This is a genomic window from Caryophanon latum (assembly GCF_001700325.1).
Lineage (GTDB): Bacteria > Bacillota > Bacilli > Bacillales_A > Planococcaceae > Caryophanon > Caryophanon latum.
The window spans coordinates 17,500-35,361 of record NZ_MATO01000014.1 but is presented as its reverse complement, the minus strand read 5'-3'; the positions used below and the strand labels follow the sequence as shown (position 1 = coordinate 35,361).

Genomic DNA, 17,862 nt, shown 5'->3' with positions numbered 1-17,862 from the left:
GAGCAGTTGAAGGCGAATCGTTTCGTTTATCTTGATTTCTCGCGAGTTCTCGGCTAATTGTAGAAGGACTTCTTTTTACTTTTTTCGCAATCGCTCGAATCGAATGCCCTTGAGCAGAAAGAAGAAATATCTGTTCGCGTTCGTTTATGGTAAGATGTGTATAGAGGCTCATTGCGTTCATTCCTTTCAATAGTTGTCGTCGTAAACACTATTTTACTAGGTTTGAATCGATGCGTCTCTTTTGGTGTTGCACTTAAAGTGTAAATTCAAGTTATAAAACCTAATTCAGCATTAGAACTTTTAGAAAGAACTCTGTTCCTTTGAAAGATTAGAAAGAAAAGCAGCTGCGCGATTTATGCGTAGCTGCTTAAACATTGATTGGTTTAGTAGTGATCTTTCACAGAATAAATATAAATCGTATTGTTCTCTACACGATAAATTAATCGATGTTCATCTGTGATTCGACGCGACCATTTGCCCGACAACTCATACTTTAACGGTTCAGGCTTGCCAATTCCTTCGAATGGATTACAGTCAATGTCTTTAATTAAGCGATTAATTTTTTTGATTGTACTTTTATCTCCTTGATCATGCCAATACATATAATCTGACCAAGCATCATCTGACCAGGTTTTAATCATCTTCGACCTCGATTAATTCACGTACTGTCCCTTGTCCAGACTGAAATTGTTCATCGCCGCGACGAATTTTGTCCATTACATAGTTATTCGATAATGTGCGTAACGTTTCTTGCATGGCATCATAGTCACGTTTTGACATCACAACCACCGTATCTTCTACATTTTTCGTTGTCACAATGAATGTATCCGAGTCTTCGTTGATTTGTCGCATATAGCCACGTAAATTTTGGCGGAAATTAGAATACGCAATAGCTTCCATCGAAAGCACCTCCTAGTTGTACGATATATTGTACAAATAATTATAATTCATTTTGATGTATTTGACAAACGTCACGTTGACGGATATTGGGCATTCGTGTAGGTGTTTCGGTATACGTCTGGGAAGGTGCATTTTCACACCGATTCTCCTATTGTTGTCGAAATTCTGGAAAATATTTGTCAGATGCGCGTGAGAACGCTAGTATGGAAAGTAATATTTCCCTTTTATATTTGGCATATCCAACATAAAGTATTCAGCCTTTACTACTTCGCCACGACTCCCTCGATGACCTTTTAATGAAGCCTTTTCTTCCGTATGTATATAAAAGTATAAAGAAATATAATTTTTTATAACAAAGTATAAGCATGTATAAGAAAATCACTCCTTTTCATTCAACGCAAAAAAACCTGTTTCACGTTAGCAGCACGCGAAACAGGACGAATATGTAACACTCAAAAAAATATTTTCTTGCAAAAAGTTCCCTCAACATCTAGTATTAATTTTAACAAATCAAAACGAACGTGAAAAAAAACCTTCAGCGTGAATAGTTTCGGATTGCCGTCCTTGACTATTCGCCATATCGTACCAAACCTACGATGCAGCTTACTGAAGGTGTTTTCCCATACAAGCTTAACGAGTAAACTTGTACAGACACATCATAACAAGTTTTATTCAATCGTTCAAGCTTTTTGGAAAACACTTTCTGTAAATATGTCATTCAAGACGTCTGCATCGCATTAAATTACGATGTAGGCGTTTTTGCGTTCCCGAAAAGGAGCAATTGACAATGACAAATGAACTGACAATGAACAAAGGCTTTATTATGGTAAACAAAACATTAGCAAAATTAGTCGGGCTAATCCCAACAACAATTTACGGCGAATTACTGAGCACATTCAACTATTGGGCAGGACGCAATAAGTTAACGATGATCGGTGGCAAAGCGTGGTTCTTCTGTACAATCGAAGACTTAGAAGACAAAACAACAATCAAAAAAGGGGCTCAAGCTCAAGCGATTAAATTGTTAGAACAAGAAGGCTTCATCGAAACGAAACGTTACGGCTTACCAGCAAAGCGCTATTTCCACATTACGAATAAATTCGATGAACTGTTTGTTTCGGACGCCGAGCCTGTTGAAAACACAGATGTACATAGCGACGAAGCTTGTTCTAATCAGATTGCCACAATCGAGCAATCTACTATGCCGACATCTGAACAACAACATGTCTCCATTTCAGACACTAATAATAAACAAACTAATAATAAAAAAAATACATTATCAAATGAATTAGCAATTGCCAATTATCAAGGGACGGCTCAAAATATGTCTCCATCTATTCCTAAAAACATACAACAACCAGTCATTGACGTTGACGACATCGCTCAACAAGTCGAACAGCAACGTAAAGCGAATGAACCGATCACAAATGAACACGAAGCAATTCGTTTACTGACAAACACCGCAAACGAATACTACAACGAATTCAAAATCGGACGCTGGAACAAAAAGCAATGGACAACGTTAATTTCTAAATTTGTCTCAGAAACAATTATGCACAAACGTTACCTAAACGTTACGTATGGCAAACTAAAAGGCTATGTATTTGCGGCGCTCAACAATATGGCAAAACACCATGACTACAAGTACAGCGAAGAGTTCAAACAGTATAAAGAAACGATGAAAGAAATGTACAGAGATTTTGAAGGCGTATCATTAGCACCAGGGGAGTACAATTGGTTAGAAGACCGTAGCTAAAGCGATCATATAGTTGCTGTTCTTCCGTGCGCAAAAAAATGCAACGACATTCGTAATAAAGTAATCGTCATTCTCGTTTTGACACCTATTTTGTAAATAAACGTTTATCCGTTTACACGATGATGTTACTATTAATATATAGTTAATTTTTAACATTAAAGTGGGGGGAATGGTAAATGAACGTAGGAACGAAACTGAAGATGGCTTTTTACTCCATCATTATCGTAATGGGCATTACAGCGACACTTAACTTTTTCAATTTAGAAAATATCGAACAGCAACAACAATATGCATTTGACCACAATGTGGAGCAGCTCATATTAGTCGAAGATTTGCGATACAATATGGCGACACAAGGCTTATTTTTACGCGCCTATTTTTTAGAAAGCTCAGATGAAAATAAAGAAACGTTGCAGCTATATGCAAGCAATGTTGATGAAAGCATTAAGTTATTAAAAGAGCGCTCGGTGCGAGAAGATATGATTGCGTTAACGAAAGAAGCTGAACAATATAATAACGCATTTAATACTTCTTTAGCCGATGCCATTGCAGCTATCGAAGCAGGGAAACGTGAGGAAGCGTTAGCTCATATTAACGGTCCGTTACGCGAGGCAAATACAGGCATTTCCACTGTAGCTGGACAAATGATTGACATTCAACGAGGGGATATCGAAAGCGCAAAAAGTAAAACAGCTTCTGAAATCTCAGCATCTAAAATTATCTCATTCATTTCCATCGTAGTTGGCTTTGCGATCGTAATTTTTTTAATTTTCTACGTAAAACGCACAATCGTTGCGCCGTTAAATGCTGTAACCGAAAAGGCAACCTATATGGCAAATGGTGATTTTTCACATGAAGAACTGACAATACATACAAAAGACGAAATCGGGCAATTAGCGATGACATTTAACCAAATGAAATCGAATTTAACGAGCTTAGTGCGCAACATACAAGGAAATGCGGTGCAACTAAGCACAGCAGCCGATCAATTATCCGCAAGCACAGAAGAAGTATCGGCAACGACAGAAGATGTGTCACGTCAAATTGAAATGACATCCGATACGTCTAAAATCGCTTCACAATCTTCTTTAGAAAGTGCACGTGCGATGGAAGAAACGTCACAAGGTGTTCAGCGTATTGCAGAAGCTGCGCAAACGTTAAATCAGTCGTCAATGCATGCAAGCACAACAGCCGAAAATGGTGTAGAAATTATTCACGAGGCGAAACGTCAAATGGAAGCGATTAATGACTCGACGATATTCGTTAACGATCTCGTCCACAAATTAGCGAAGCAAACAGAAGAAATTGAAGTCATGACAAATGCGATTACGAGCATTACCGAGCAAACAAACTTACTCGCGTTAAATGCGTCCATTGAAGCTGCACGAGCAGGCGATCACGGAAAAGGGTTTGCGGTTGTAGCGAATGAAGTGAAAAAGCTAGCAGAAGATTCGAATACGTCCGCAAAATCGATCGTACAACTAACGTCTGCAATTCAAAAAGACACAGCAGATGTCACAACCGCTGTGTCAAATGCGATTCGTTCCGTTGAGCAAGGCGTGACAATCATTAACGAAGCAGGTCAATCGTTTGGCAACATTACACATGCAGTGAACGACATGTCCGCTCAAATTCAAGAAATATCGGCAACGGCTGAGCAACTATCCGCAAGCGCTGAGGAAGTGACAGCTTCGGTGCACGAAATTGCGAACGGAGCTGAACTAACATCGGCAAGCATTGATTCGATTGCGGCTGCGATGGAAGAGCAAACGGCGACGATGCAAGAAGTAAGTGGTGTCGCGACCGCCCTTTCAGACAATGCGACACAGCTACAAAACGAAGTGCAACGCTTTAAAATATAACGAAAATGCCTACATCGTCCGTACACGCGATGTAGGCATTTTTGGCGGCTTACTTTGTTGCAGCTTGTACCCGTGCTTTTCCTTTACTTCGTAAGCATAATAACACGACGATGCTCACGACTGACAGCGCATAAAACGTAATGACGCCCGGTGATTGACTGTCTGAACCTGCAATGATCGCATGTACGAGTGACATCACCCATGCTGGAAATACGATGAAATGAATTTTCTTCCATATAGGAAATTTCATGTTGAAAATCGACACGTCCGACGTATACAGCACAATCGCAAAGCAGTAAAATGCAATGATGCCTAAACTCGTACCGAACGTTTCATAATCGGTTAAAAACGGCACGAACAAATCAAATAGCGTAAACGGCATGTACGAATCAATGAGCAAAATAAGCATATGACCGATAAGCATAAATAGCCCTAGCCAGCCCGCTAACGTATGTAATTGAAACAGTAAATTTTTATTGGATTTCAGCCAAGCTGACTTTCGAATGATGCCACAAATTGCTGAAATCGTAAAAAAATAATAGCTTAAAAATCCACAAAGACGAATCCAATCCCACGTATTTGCTAACATAAAAATCCTCCCTTCACTCGGCGTAGTAGCCGTTCGTCGTCACGATGTAGCGCGGAACATGACGAAAATGTTCCCTCGCCTTCTCTGTAAAAAAGCTTGTTTTCGCCGCCACTTCAGCAATATATGCATGCTTGGCAACGGCCGTAATTTGCAGTTTATCATTTGTCATCATTTGCCCCGTTTGCCCGTTTAACAAATGATGCTTTTTGCCGTTTGCCCAGCTTCTTTTGACCGTGCTGCTCGTCGCAATGCCACCGTTTTGAAGCGTCAGCGTCGCAATCGTTTGTGCCTCGTCGTGCGGGTGTGCAATGCCAATCGACCACACTTTGTCTGTATGCGACCACATTTCCATATCGCCGCCTACATCGACAATGCCAAATGACGTCGTACTTAACGACTGAAGCCATTTTGCGGCATAAAACGCAGCGTACCCTTTTGCGATGCCCCCAATATCCACTGTCGCATCGTTTACTTTTTTAATCGTGTTCTGTCCACAAAACTGTAGTGGCGCTGGACAAATGTTTGGCACACGCTCACTCGTCTCGTCCAACTGCGCAAACGTTCGCTTATAACCATGTGCTTCAATTTGCCTTTTTAAATACGGTGAAAATAAACCGTTCGTTTGCTCATATGAATGATGTGCAAGCTGCAAGCATTCATAGAGCGGCGATGCGAGCTGTAAACATTCCCCGATTGGCAACGTATTTAACGCATGTAGCTCATTGTCCTCTCGAAAGCGCGACCATTCATTCGCCACGTAATGAAACCATGTCGTCATCAGCGGTCTCCATGAAATCGGTTCCTCAAACTGGACACCGATATAAATTTCCGTATCCATTAAATGCAATGTGAGTGTTTCCATTTTATGATGCTTTCGTTTTGCGATCCGTATTTAAAGCGATCGGTTTGTCGCTTTCAAACGGCGTCCAATCAAGCGTCAATAACACTTGCTCATCTTGCTCTAGCGATAAATAGTCGCTATGGCTTATCCATTCATCACGCAGCGGTGGCATGACGTCATCTTTACTTTCTGCGTACTGTATTTGCGTCATAAGCGCAGCTGCTACAGCGACACCACTTGCCCCTAATATCCAACGCGCTCGTTTTTTGTCGACCATCATCGCTTTATTATCTTTCGTTGTCATCTGTTGCTTCCTCCAAAACAATTGCTCGTTGCTGCTCATTCCATTTCAGCTTATAGCCAAAACCATTTGCGACAACGTTAATCGGCACGAGTAAATCTTGCCCTTTTTGTAACGCTTGAGCAGAAGATGGTGTTTTCACGCCGTTTTCGTACACAATTTCCGTATTGCCACGAAACACGAGTGTCTGATCACCTTTTGCAAGCTGTAAAATTAAGCTTTCTGTATAAAATTCGCGCTCGATTTGTAAAAACTGTGCGATTTCTTTCGCGGTTACCGTTAACTGCCCATCTAAAATACGCACGTTCATCGTCGCTTCACGATCCTCTAACAAAAACGTAACGGCTTGATTGGATGCAATCGGCAAGTCTGCCTCTTTCGGCGATAAATCACGTTTCCACATCGACCACATATTTGTGCCATCGCTTTTTACTTCCTCAAATGTGAGTTGCTCACTTTCGAGATATTGTGCATGAATTGTTTGCGCTACGCTATCGTTCGGCTGCAATACTGTATACGTAATTGCCGCAGCTGTGGCACATGCTAATACCGTACTCGCAATCCACTTTCGTTTCATATGTCTCCCCCTTATTCTCAATCCATTCTCAATTATAGTGAAAACATACGGCAACGGACGGCAATTTTGAAAAATAGACAGAAATAGTATGAATTAAAAGAAATATTTGTCATTTAAGCAGCATTGTAGAAAAAATTATACATGTTGTAGCATATAAATGTTGTATTAAGGAAAAACTTGTGGCTAAGCGATGCAAAAATTCCTGAAAGAAATAAAGATGGTGCGTGGAACAGAATGAAATGTGGACGATCATTTTCGGCAATAAGCATAATATATGTACAAATAAGTATAAAAAAGTATAAGGAATTATAACTTTGTATAATCTAATACACGTCAGCCAGCATTTCAGCTTAGGAAACTGTATTAAGGGAATAGGCTCCTAACACTTACATGAAATGAGGTTACTACATGAACAAATATTGGTGGATTGTCATTGCCTCTACATTGTTTGAAATCGGATAGGTAATGAGGTTAAAACATTCGTCTAACTTATTTGAATGGAGTGCTACTGTTTTAGCGATCGTCATTAGCTTTAGTGGACTTATTTACGCCAGCTCCAAAATTCCTGTAGGTACATGCTATGCTGTGTTCGTCGGACTTGGAACAGCTGGCACCGTAATTGTTGAAATGATTTTTTTCAATGAGCCGTTTCAGTTCATTAAAATTGTGTTAATTGGGGTTTTGCTAGTCGGTGTATTAGGGCTAAAATTACTTTCGTCTTCTGAAAAGGCAGGTGCTCATTAATGGATTGGATTGCGTTAATTGCTGCGGGGATTTTTGAAATGCTCGGCATTACGATGATTAATGAAGTCGTCAAAAAACAATCGGATTGCTCGTTCTTTCGTTTGGCATCAGTTTCATACTACTCGCTTATGCGATGGAAACAATTCCGATGGGGACAGCGTATGCGATTTGGACAGGCATTGGGGCATCAGGTGGCGCACTTGTCGGCATGTTTTTTTATAACGAGGGAAAAGATTGGAAGCGAATCGTGTGCATCGCTTTAATTATTGACGCAGTCGTTGGATTAAAGTTTTTAGCGTAACAAAAAAAACGAGCTGTCCACCTGTTGAACGGCTCGTTTTTATATACTTGCAACAAAAGTATAAACTTATATAACAAAGTATAAAGAAGTAGAATAAAGTATAACATTGTATAACCAATTAACGTCGCTCGACCACAGTTGCTAACATGCGCTCCCACAGCTCGTCATGCTCCGTTAAAAAATGCCCCGCCTTTGGAATGTAATACGTTTGGCAATGTGGTATTTTTTGTGCGAGCAGTTTCACTTCCTCGATTGGTGACAACGTATCTTCCTCGCCGTGCCAAATGTTCACAGGCACATCGATGTCCTCTACCGCAAAGCCCCATTCCTTTGCAAGCAAGTTCGACTCGTAAATGACTTCATCAACCCCTTGACGATACGCTTGTGCATTATGTACAACTGTTGTATTTAAAATATCATCGCGCTGCAGCAAATCGTTATCCCATTTCGCTAAATGGCTACCGCTTTTTTTCATAATGTCCTTAAACTTTTCAGGGTTCGTATCGATCATTTTCTTTTGTGCTTTGTTCGACAATTTAATAATAAACGGCAAATGCTTTGAAAGGAAAAAGGCGATGCGATTTTCCTTCGCCATATATTTCGACGGCTTACCGTTAATGAACGGTGTCGCAGTTGATACGAGATTACACACTGTGACGCGCTCTCGCAAACGATGTGCAATCGCAGCCGCAAACGCTCCACCACCCGACACACCAAGTAGCGCAAACGTATCGAGCTGTAAATGATTCGCAAGCTGTTCAATATCATTCGCATAATGAAGCAGCGTTCGATTTTTCAACGCACTCGATAAGCCGTAGCCTGGTCGATCTGTCGCAATTAAATAGACACCAAGCTTCTTTGCCGTTTCATCATCTTCTAAAAACCAAACGCGTGACCCTGGTGTACCGTGTAATAAAATGAGCGGCACACCTTGTCGATCACCGTACACATCATATCCTAACGTTCGTCCATCGCGTAACATCATCGTATTTTCCTGCATCGTTACATCCCCCTATGCTTCTGCAATGCGCAGTAACTTTTGTAAAATTGTCACCAGCGCCTGTAAATCCTCTTCTGGTAGTTGACCGTACATGCTTTCATTAATTTCTCGGTCGAGCGCCATCGTTCGTTCAAAATACGCAACGGCTTTATCTCCGAGCGCAATATCGATTTTGCGTCGATTTGTCGGATTGATCGTACGTACAATGTAACCTTGATGTTCCAGCTTATTTAGCAACTGGCTAATCGCACTTGTCGATACTTGTGCGTGTTCAGCAAGCTCCGTTGAGGACGTCTTTCCGATACGCACAAGTTCTAAAATTAACACTTGCTTTGCTGTCAGCTCGTTATCCATCATCTTTTCAAATTTCGTTGCTAGTCGCACGTTCAATTGCTTTTGCAGCACGTTAATCGTTTCAATTAGCTCTGTACGCATATAATCACCCTTTATAATTAAGTTACCTTAACTATAAAGCTCAATTATACAAAAAGCAACAATTTAGGCTCTTCACCATAACTTGGGGTTGCTTTCCACGCCGAGGCAGGCTTTCCGCGGGCATGGCTTGAGCCTGTAGTCTCAAGCTCATGCTTTTCCCGCTGGAGTCCGCCTCTTGTTCCAAGCAACATTCATGTTCAAACGTCAACCCGAGCTTACGGTGATGAACCACAATTTATAACATCTAGACTGTCGCTTCCATTTTCACCTTTTGTACTAGGCAAAAATCACAACACATGATACGTTACATCGAGTGAAAAGTTACAAAAAAGCTTGCTTCATTCCTCGACCGAGAAATAAAGCAAGCTTTTGTCTATATTACAAACCGAGCGCAACGAACAATTTGTCACCTTTTGCCTCGAAGCTTTTAATTTTGCCAAACGGTACTTTGCTTACAACGTCAATCGCGTTTAAATCAATTGATACGCGACGATCATCATACGTTACAACCGGTGGGCGCTGCAAAATGCGTTTGTTAATTTGGTTGAAATCAAGTGGTTTTAATTTTACGAGCTCTAGCTGCAACGTGCGATTTTCCGCGTGTACAGGCTTTAATTGTAGCTCGAAATTCAATTCTTTTGAGAAGCCGAACTTTTTAATGCTCGTCGTTCCATTGACGATGAAAATACCGTCTTTAATTGAAACAGTTGCCTCGTCAATCGCTTCAATTGGGTACTTTTTTAAAATGGCGTTAAATGCAGATGCGCCAATTGGAATTGTAATTGCTTTATCTTCTTTTGCAGCGCTTAAGCTTGCTTTTAGTTTGTTTAACATGTTAACGCTCCTAACTTATAATGTGAACTTCATCAGCTCACGGTTTAATTCTTTCGCTAAATGTGCAACGTCGTCTGTAGAAGCTGTAATTTCGTGCATCGTCGCAAGCTGCTCTTGTGACAGTGCAGAAACGTTGTGCGCCTCCTCTGTCGTTCGTTGCGCAAACTCGTGTACACCTTCGATTGATGTTGCAACAGTCGCGACATGTGCCGCAATTTGTGTTGTAATATGCGACATGTTTTGTACTTTTTCAGTAACGTCCTTTGACGATAATAAAATGTGTGAGAATGAGCTACCTGTTTCTTCAATCGTCGCCACACCGCGGTGAACTTCGGTAAAGACGCTTTCCATTTGCTGAACGGTTGCAGCTGTTTCTTGCTGCATCGCGCCAATAATGTTTGAAATGCGCTGTGCTGATTCGTTTGATTGTGTCGCTAAATTTTTCACTTCGTTCGCTACAACTGCGAAGCCTTTTCCATGTTCGCCTGCACGTGCAGCTTCGATCGACGCGTTCAGCGCAAGCAAGTTCGTTTGCTCTGAAATGGCTGTAATCGCCGTAATAATTTCACCGATTTCACCTGAGCGCACACGTAATTGCTCAACAAATTTCGCCGTATCGTCAACTGTTTTTTCAATTACTTGCATCGTCATGACAGCTTCTTGTAGTTGTTTTTCGCCGTGCATTGATTGCGATGTCGTCTCCTCAGAAATCGACGCGACCTCATGTACAGATTGCTCGATTTGCTGAATGTTTTGCAGCACGTCTTGCACTGCGTTGCTGCTTTTTTCAATATGCACAGCTTGCTCGCTTGATGAGCTTGCTACATGCTCAATCGCTCCTGTTACTTGCGCTGTTGCTGTGTTCGTTTGCTCGATGCTTGCGTTTAGCTGTATAGAAGATGCCGCTAAATGATCGCTCGCATGATGCACTGTTGATAACACTTCTCGAAGTAACGTTGCCATCGCATTGAATGAACGTGATAACGTCGCAATTTCATCATTACCTGTGACCTCAACCGGTGTAAAATGAATATTCCCTGAAGCAAAACGCTCCGAAATGGCCGCAAGTGGGCGTAATGGCGCTAATTTTTTGAATAATAAGATAAATGTTAATACAAATGTAACGACAACGGATGATAATAAAATCGTTAATAGCCACATATTCGTTTGTACAGCTTGTTGGGCATGCATAATTTGTTCATCTGTCCATTGCTGTAATTCTTCTCTAAACTGAGTTAACGGTTCCGCAATCATCGCTTTTCCGTCTGCGTAATCGCTTCCATATACAAGCTCTCGCGCTAACGTTAAGTCATTTGCCTCAACAGCTGCCATCGCTTGCTCCTCTAATGTGATTAAACTATTCGATTTACTTTGAGCTTCCTCGACTAAATTAAGCAGCTCATTTGGTACTTGTAACTCTTTTAAGCGATTCACAACGAACTCACGTGTTTGTGTCTCGTTTACTTCGCGCCAGTAATTATCAAAATGAACGGTTTCACCAAATTGCGTATACGCACGTACTTCATTCGTTAAATAATCAGATGCGCCTTGAAGCTGCGTTGCAAGTATTTCGAGCTCTTTGTCTAGCTGTAACGTTTCAACTTCTTCCGCCATATGATTTTTTAAAGAAAACAAGCTCCAGCTACACGCTATAATTAAAACTGCTAACACACATGATGTAATTGTTAATAATTGTTTGATTTTCATTTTTATACTCCTTTAATTTTGTACACATATATGCACATATTAAACCATTTTTACTACTTTTTATATATTATTTTCAAATTTAAAGATAAAAAAATTAAAATTTTCTAGTTCTATCGTTGTCGTAATGCATCTATTTATACAATGTGAATAGATAATTGCGACTAAATTCGTAGTTAAAGCCTATGCTAACAAAAGATCGTACAAAAACTGTCATATTGTCACTTTTCATTTTCTATGTTGCTCTGACACGCGTGTTGATTAGCCATTAAATTGGCAGGGTACGTATTGCGGCTCGCGTTCCTGGGGCTCGGCGGCGAACACGATGTTGGTCATGAAGGCGGTGACTCGTGTAGTGGCGCTGATTGCCTCCTCAAGACCCCGCAGTCGTGAGGCACGAACGACGAGAAGGCTGGAGCCGCGCCCGCGGAAAGCCTGCCTCGACGTGAAAAGCAACCCCAAGTTATAGTGAAGAGCCAATAATATATAAACATGTAAATAAGTACTAAAATACGTAATTTTTTGTGACAAATAGGCTTTTTATACTGATTATAAAACTAAAGTCTCGCTAATAGGTAAAAAAAGTATGGATTTCTGAAATGTATATACATATAATGATTCCTACGACATGAATGTATAGAGCCGTATAGATAGTAATCATTTCTACAGTCTATATTACATGAATAACTAGTCTTTTTTGACCAAAAGAGGAGCGATCGACATGAAAATCAGTAAAAAGATTATGCTGTCATTCGGTATTTTAATTTTCTTTATTTTCGGTATTTCTGTATATAGTTATATTGAAATTTCAAAAGTAAATAATGAATACACAGGCATGATTTCATTTGATTTAGAAGGTGTGTATTTAACATCTGAATTACAACAAAACATCGCAATGCAAGGAATTCAACTGCGCCAATATGTACTAGAGCAAGACGACACAACATTGCGTGAGTTTGAAAATATACAAAAAACAGTCGATCAAGGGCTAGTGGACTTATATAACTTCGCGCAATCAGAAGAAATTAAAGAAGTCATTGCAGGCATGCAAGAAAATAATCTAACTTTCAACGAAGCAGCAGAGCATATTACAACAGCTGTTGCGAACAAAGACCAAGAACGAGCAATTCAATTGATTACAAATGAAGCAAAAGTGGCAAACAACGAAATGTTAGCGACTGCACAATCGATTTTAGATACGTTACAAGATCGTTTCACTGTCACAGCAAATGAGACGGATTCGTGGGTAAAAAGCGGCATCGTTACATTAGTCATCATTAGCATTATTAGTTTAGTTATTGCAATCGCCATTGGTGTAACATTAAACAAGACGATTTCACGACCGCTGCGCACGTTAGCAGTAGGCGCTGAACAAATTGCAGACGGGAACTTAGACGTGCCAGATATCCATACAACAACAAAAGATGAAGTTGGTCAACTAAGTGCTGCATTTAACAAAATGAAAGCGTCACTCCAAGAAATCATTCTCGTATGTAAAGATAACGCTATTGATTTATCGGCGATTTCAGAGGAATTAACAGCGAGCACAAACCAAGTTGCTACAACATCAAGCAACGTTGCACTAAACACAGAAAAAATTGCGACGTCGATCAACGACATTGCGAGCGTATCACAGCAAACATCTTCATCGATGGAGCAAACGACGCACGACATTGAAACAATCGTAGGGACGACACAATCGTTAAAGCGCCGTTCACAAAAGGCGAGTGAACTTGCGATCTCAGGTAATGAGCATTTAACACAAGCAAAAGCACAAATGAACACGATTTATGAATCAACACAAGGCACAGCATCTGTCGTGAAAAACTTAAGCATGCAGTCACAAGAAATCCAACAAATGACGAACATGATTACGCAAATTTCTGACCAAACGAATTTACTTGCGCTGAACGCATCGATTGAGGCAGCTCGTGCAGGCGAACACGGTAAAGGATTCGCAGTCGTAGCAGATGAAGTACGCAAGCTCGCTGAAGAATCTCAAAAATCAGCAAGTATGATTACACAGCTAACAGCGAACATTTTAGACGAGACGAAAAATGCCGAAAATTCAATGCTTCTTAGCCTGGAAACGGTATCAGAAGGTGTCACAATTATCGATGAATCTGATCGCATGTTCAAAAACATCGTCGGTCAATTTGGCAAAATTACGAATGACATCGAAAAAATTACCGATATGACCGAACAAATTTCAGCATCTACACAGCAAGTAAACAATGCGGCAACCATTCTCGCAACAAACATGCAGCAGCTTGCTCATGGCGCAGAAGACGTGACACAGCAAACAGAAGAGCAAGTCGCAACGATCGAAGAAATTAACGCAATTAGCGAAACGTTAACGACACGCTCCATGCAGCTAACAACGTCGATCGCACATTTTCAGCTAACGAAATAAGGGCATAAAAAAAGGGTACAACACCGAGAGAAAATTCGGCGTTGTACCCTTTTTAATCTCGCTCCTCCAACCAATTGTAAAACGGTACTTCAGGTGCTTCTAAATCTAATTTAACGAGTCGCTCTAGTCTTGTTAAATACTGTCTTGCACGCAATAAATTAAAATCTGCTTCTTTAAATGTCATATCTTCGATGTTATCGAGTACAATTGCTAACTCCTCTGATTTACGTAAAATATCGATAGCTTCCTTTCGATACTTTTCTGTATTCAAGTCCATATATTTAAACATATCTCTTTGAATTGCGCTCACAATTATTTTTAGTTCATCTATTTGTGCTGTTGTTGCTTGGATAATTTTCGTACCTGTTGACCAATGTATATCAAATCCGATAATTGATCGACCTGATTTTTGTTCGACGTACCATACTGTCAATTCTGTATAGTCGTTGAGTTCTTGAATGGCTATATCTAGTACTTTTTGTTTGAAAACGCTCGTATTAACGTGATAGCTTTTCACATTTTCTACACAAAACAACCTCATTAATTCTTCTTTCGTTAACTTTCGATGCCAGTAGCCGTAATGTGCTTTTAAATAATCATATAACGTCCAGGAGAAGCTACTTTTAAACTTCGACGTAATGGTCAAATCAGCAGTAATATAGCGCTCTTTTAAATTCAAAATATGTGGTAAGAAAAGAGGATTCCATGTAAATGTAAATAATCCTCTATCATATTCCATACCGATAAGTACATTCCAAAAGCTGAATGTGTCATTTAACAAATCCTCGGTCGATATGCGGAGTGTTGCTAATTTTGAGCAATCTTGTTTCGCATGCACTGTTTTATAATCCAATTGAAATTTTTCTTCAAATTCATATTTTTGAAATTCTGTTTTTCCTCCTTTCTGTGTTGAATAAATCGCATATGCCAGCAACTGCATTTGATTTAATGTTAAGCCTTGACTGAGCTTTGCCATTGAAATTTCATTACTTTTTTGAATGCTTGTTTCATAAGAGATTAATTGTTGTTTTTCATTATGTCTCATATGCAAAATCCTCTCATTTTAAAGATACTTATTTCCTCCTTTTAATGATACCTATTAAAAAAGAAGTGTCAATAAAATACCATTATTGATACCTTGTATTTTTCAAGTATCAATACAAAGTGGAAAAAAGTATCGATAGAAGAGGAATTAAGTTTCAATAGAAGTGGAAAAAAGTATCAATAAGCTTCTGAAACCATTGCGGCATAAGGATTCCAGCGTTTGTTAAATATAATTAAAGTAACTAATCTTTCAAATATAATATAATTTAAATAATCATTACTGATACTTGAAATAAGCTAGGTATCAAAACAATAAGGAATTAAGTTTCAATTAAAAAAAGCTATCGCACATTGGCAATAGCTCATCATCTTATAATCGTTGTTGCTGACGTTTCAGTAGCTCCTCAAGCAATGCGTGTATGTCTGTTAGCTCGATCGTTTGCTCTGTTTCTTCATGTAAGGGCTCTTTCGTCGAATCTGTAGCGACACGTACAGACACCTCATCGAATGCTTTTATTTTTTCAGCTAGCTGTTCCTTTGCCGCTAATAAACGCTCGCGCATCGTCGCAGGTGATTGCTCTGTTAATTTGTCTAAGCCGAGTGATGCAGCATTCGTTTGTAGCAAATCGTCTGGCGCATGTTCAACTGTTACATGATGCCCGACTACTTTTTGCATTAAGTCTTCTGTAAACACTCCACCACGCAAGTTTGCGACCTTTTCTACATAGCTTAAGTTGTGCAATGCTTGTGCTTTTTCTTCTACTGTTGTCGCATCACTTTCGAGTAGCTCGACATTGTGTAAATGCATATCGATATCACCACTTAAGTCTTGCAGCGATTGTTTCGCTAAGTCGAGAAAGGCGTATGCTTTTTGTTCGTCGTTCGTTTTGGCTTCCACCGCTTGATCTTCGCGCAGTTGCTGAAGCATCGTTTTCGCTTCATCTGAAATTGTCACGTCATCGAGCTTTTGCGTCATCAGCTCCGCTAGTTTTGTCATCATATTCGGCTGCTTCATCGCGTGCTGCTGTAAAAAAGCCGGCTTCGTTTGTACGTCATTTCGTGAAATGTTCATTAGCAATCCCCTTTGCATTGTGAATGTTTCATACATCTTTAGTATCGTAGCAATTCACGAAAACTTAAAAAACGATCAGGCAAGCTCACCTGATCGTTTCCAAAATATTCGCTTGCAAAAAAAACCGCGAACACGTAATATAACTATTAACTAAAAAAAAACGGACAAAAAAAACACCTTTCCACAGTGACTAGTATCGAGCGCCAACTCTTTACTGATCGCTTTATCGTATCCAAGACATACGATGCAGCATTTCGGGAAAGGTAATTCAAAAATTTGAATATATAGCGCAGAACGCTGATATAGGCATTATTATATCGAGTCTCGCATTATCATTCAAGTGTTTTGAGTTACTTTTTTCGGGATTGTCATATTTATTTATGAACGCTTGCATCGCATTAATTTACGATGTAGGCGTTTTTGCGTTCCCCAGGAGGAAAAAATTATGACAATCGTAAAACGTAAAAAAACAAGCGCATATGCACAAATCGACAATCACGCACTACAAGAAGGCTTACAAGACTTATCAGCAATCGGCTTATTATCATACATCATGTCTCTTCCAAGCAACTGGGAGCTACACAAAACATACTTACACAAAAAATTTACCCGTCGCACAGTTGACGCTGCGTGGAAAAAACTTGTCGAAAAAAAATACGTAATTGGCATTGTTGGCTGGTACGAGAAAAAGAAAACTTACATGTACCAAGTGTCAGACGTTCCATTTACAGAAGAAGAATTTAAATTATTCGAAGAACAAACAATACACAACTTGCAATTAAACGGAAGCGAATTCCATAAACCAATGGCAATCGATGGCTCACCATTCCAAACAAATTTCCAATTACATGTTGCGCCAAAAGAAGAGAGCGAAGTACCACAAACAGCTAAAAGCACGGAAAAACCAAGCCCATCCTGTACTGTACAAAATGAACAGTACACATTGAACAGTACAAATCGTGCATCTACAAAAGAAATAACAACAAATGAAGTACAAACAAAAAAAGAAAAAGATTTATTATCAAATATATTAACAATTGATAATTATCAAGCGCCGGCTAATAATAAAGTACATTCAGTTCCTAAAAAGCAAAAAAATGAAAATCCAATCATTAGCGCAGAAGAAGTGAAAGAACAAATCGAGCAAAAAATAAAAGCAAAACAAATCATCACAGATCCAAACGAAGCACTAAAGTTATTCACAAATGCAGCAAATGAATACTATAATGAATTTGCCATTGGACGTTGGAACAAAAAACAATGGCTCAATCTCATTTCACAATTTGTATCAGAAACATTAACAAACGAACGCTACTTAAACGTTCCATATGGCAAAATCAAAGGCTATGTTTACAGCTCCATTCGAAACATGGTAGACCACCACGACTACAAACATGGCCGAGCGTTTGCCAACTACAACATGACCATGTCCGGAGCGTCGCTTTATCCTGAGTTGGCGTCATATAATTGGCTCGAAGCAGAATGATGG

At 39.7% G+C, this 17,862-nt stretch carries 17 protein-coding genes and 2 pseudogenes; 6 read left to right on the top strand and 13 right to left on the bottom strand.

Annotated features, from left to right (window positions below; genetic code table 11):
• Positions 1-82: 82 nt before the first annotated feature.
• The 3 genes and pseudogenes from A6K76_RS17260 to A6K76_RS03735 form a co-directional block, all read right to left on the bottom strand.
• Positions 83-172 (bottom strand): annotated as a pseudogene (locus A6K76_RS17260) (helix-turn-helix domain-containing protein); the annotation flags it as partial.
• Between the two features lie 211 nt (positions 173-383).
• Positions 384-641, bottom strand: a complete 258-nt coding sequence (locus A6K76_RS03740; RefSeq protein ID WP_066462239.1) for a Txe/YoeB family addiction module toxin — start codon at positions 639-641, stop codon at positions 384-386.
• Positions 634-900 (bottom strand): type II toxin-antitoxin system Phd/YefM family antitoxin, encoded by a 267-nt coding sequence (locus A6K76_RS03735; RefSeq protein ID WP_066462207.1) that lies wholly within the window; start codon positions 898-900, stop codon positions 634-636. Before A6K76_RS03735 ends, A6K76_RS03740 begins: the two co-directional genes overlap by 8 nt.
• Before the next feature lie 787 nt (positions 901-1,687).
• Here A6K76_RS03735 and A6K76_RS03730 point away from each other — a divergent pair.
• On the top strand, positions 1,688-2,656 hold the full coding sequence (locus tag A6K76_RS03730; RefSeq protein WP_066462238.1) for a hypothetical protein: 969 nt from the start codon (positions 1,688-1,690) through the stop codon (positions 2,654-2,656).
• Between the two features lie 176 nt (positions 2,657-2,832).
• Positions 2,833-4,518 (top strand): methyl-accepting chemotaxis protein, encoded by a 1,686-nt coding sequence (locus A6K76_RS03725; RefSeq protein WP_066462237.1) that lies wholly within the window; start codon positions 2,833-2,835, stop codon positions 4,516-4,518.
• 49 nt (positions 4,519-4,567) lie between these two features.
• On the opposite strand, the gene A6K76_RS03720 is transcribed toward A6K76_RS03725, so the two are convergent.
• Genes A6K76_RS03720 through A6K76_RS03705 form a run of 4 tightly spaced genes read right to left on the bottom strand, consistent with a single transcriptional unit; the run spans position 4,568 to position 6,826 of the window.
• Positions 4,568-5,107, bottom strand: a complete 540-nt coding sequence (locus A6K76_RS03720; protein WP_066462235.1) for a ferric reductase-like transmembrane domain-containing protein — start codon at positions 5,105-5,107, stop codon at positions 4,568-4,570.
• A gap of 13 nt (positions 5,108-5,120) precedes the next feature.
• Positions 5,121-5,945: an FAD:protein FMN transferase gene (locus tag A6K76_RS03715; RefSeq protein WP_281181408.1), complete on the bottom strand. Its 825-nt coding sequence runs from the start codon at positions 5,943-5,945 to the stop codon at positions 5,121-5,123.
• 25 nt (positions 5,946-5,970) lie between these two features.
• Positions 5,971-6,252, bottom strand: a complete 282-nt coding sequence (locus A6K76_RS03710) for a hypothetical protein (RefSeq protein WP_066462232.1) — start codon at positions 6,250-6,252, stop codon at positions 5,971-5,973.
• Complete coding sequence (locus A6K76_RS03705; protein ID WP_066462230.1) at positions 6,236-6,826, bottom strand: stalk domain-containing protein; 591 nt, start codon at positions 6,824-6,826, stop codon at positions 6,236-6,238. The genes A6K76_RS03710 and A6K76_RS03705 overlap by 17 nt, the downstream gene beginning before the upstream one ends.
• A gap of 465 nt (positions 6,827-7,291) precedes the next feature.
• On the opposite strand from A6K76_RS03705, the gene A6K76_RS03700 reads away from it, so the two are divergent.
• Together A6K76_RS03700 and A6K76_RS03695 are read left to right on the top strand one after the other, a co-directional pair.
• Positions 7,292-7,570, top strand: coding sequence for a DMT family transporter (locus A6K76_RS03700; RefSeq protein WP_245671950.1), 279 nt, complete (start codon positions 7,292-7,294; stop codon positions 7,568-7,570).
• Positions 7,570-7,871, top strand: a pseudogene (locus A6K76_RS03695) (DMT family transporter). Before A6K76_RS03700 ends, A6K76_RS03695 begins: the two are co-directional and overlap by 1 nt.
• Before the next feature lie 118 nt (positions 7,872-7,989).
• Here A6K76_RS03695 and A6K76_RS03690 read toward each other — a convergent pair.
• From A6K76_RS03690 to A6K76_RS03675, 4 genes are all read right to left on the bottom strand, one after another.
• A complete protein-coding gene (locus A6K76_RS03690; protein ID WP_066462228.1) occupies positions 7,990-8,871 on the bottom strand; it encodes an alpha/beta fold hydrolase in 882 nt (293 codons plus the stop codon).
• A gap of 12 nt (positions 8,872-8,883) precedes the next feature.
• Complete coding sequence (locus tag A6K76_RS03685; RefSeq protein ID WP_066462226.1) at positions 8,884-9,306, bottom strand: MarR family winged helix-turn-helix transcriptional regulator; 423 nt, start codon at positions 9,304-9,306, stop codon at positions 8,884-8,886.
• A 378-nt stretch (positions 9,307-9,684) separates the two neighbouring features.
• A complete protein-coding gene (locus tag A6K76_RS03680) occupies positions 9,685-10,140 on the bottom strand; it encodes a hypothetical protein (protein WP_066462225.1) in 456 nt (151 codons plus the stop codon).
• A 15-nt stretch (positions 10,141-10,155) separates the two neighbouring features.
• Positions 10,156-11,847 carry a methyl-accepting chemotaxis protein gene (locus tag A6K76_RS03675; RefSeq protein ID WP_066462224.1) on the bottom strand — a complete coding sequence of 564 codons (1,692 nt, stop codon included), beginning with the start codon at positions 11,845-11,847 and terminating at the stop codon, positions 10,156-10,158.
• Positions 11,848-12,565: 718 nt separating this feature from the next.
• Between A6K76_RS03675 and A6K76_RS03670 the strand changes: the two genes are divergently transcribed.
• Complete coding sequence (locus A6K76_RS03670; RefSeq protein WP_066462222.1) at positions 12,566-14,257, top strand: methyl-accepting chemotaxis protein; 1,692 nt, start codon at positions 12,566-12,568, stop codon at positions 14,255-14,257.
• 52 nt (positions 14,258-14,309) lie between these two features.
• On the opposite strand, the gene A6K76_RS03665 is transcribed toward A6K76_RS03670, so the two are convergent.
• Both A6K76_RS03665 and A6K76_RS03660 read right to left on the bottom strand, forming a co-directional pair.
• Entirely contained in the window at positions 14,310-15,302 is a 993-nt protein-coding gene (locus A6K76_RS03665; RefSeq protein ID WP_066462221.1) for a replication initiation protein, read from the bottom strand.
• A 369-nt stretch (positions 15,303-15,671) separates the two neighbouring features.
• A complete protein-coding gene (locus tag A6K76_RS03660) occupies positions 15,672-16,373 on the bottom strand; it encodes a hypothetical protein (protein WP_066462219.1) in 702 nt (233 codons plus the stop codon).
• 445 nt (positions 16,374-16,818) lie between these two features.
• Between A6K76_RS03660 and A6K76_RS03655 the strand changes: the two genes are divergently transcribed.
• Entirely contained in the window at positions 16,819-17,859 is a 1,041-nt protein-coding gene (locus A6K76_RS03655) for a hypothetical protein (RefSeq protein WP_066462218.1), read from the top strand.
• The last annotated feature ends 3 nt before the right edge of the window (positions 17,860-17,862 follow it).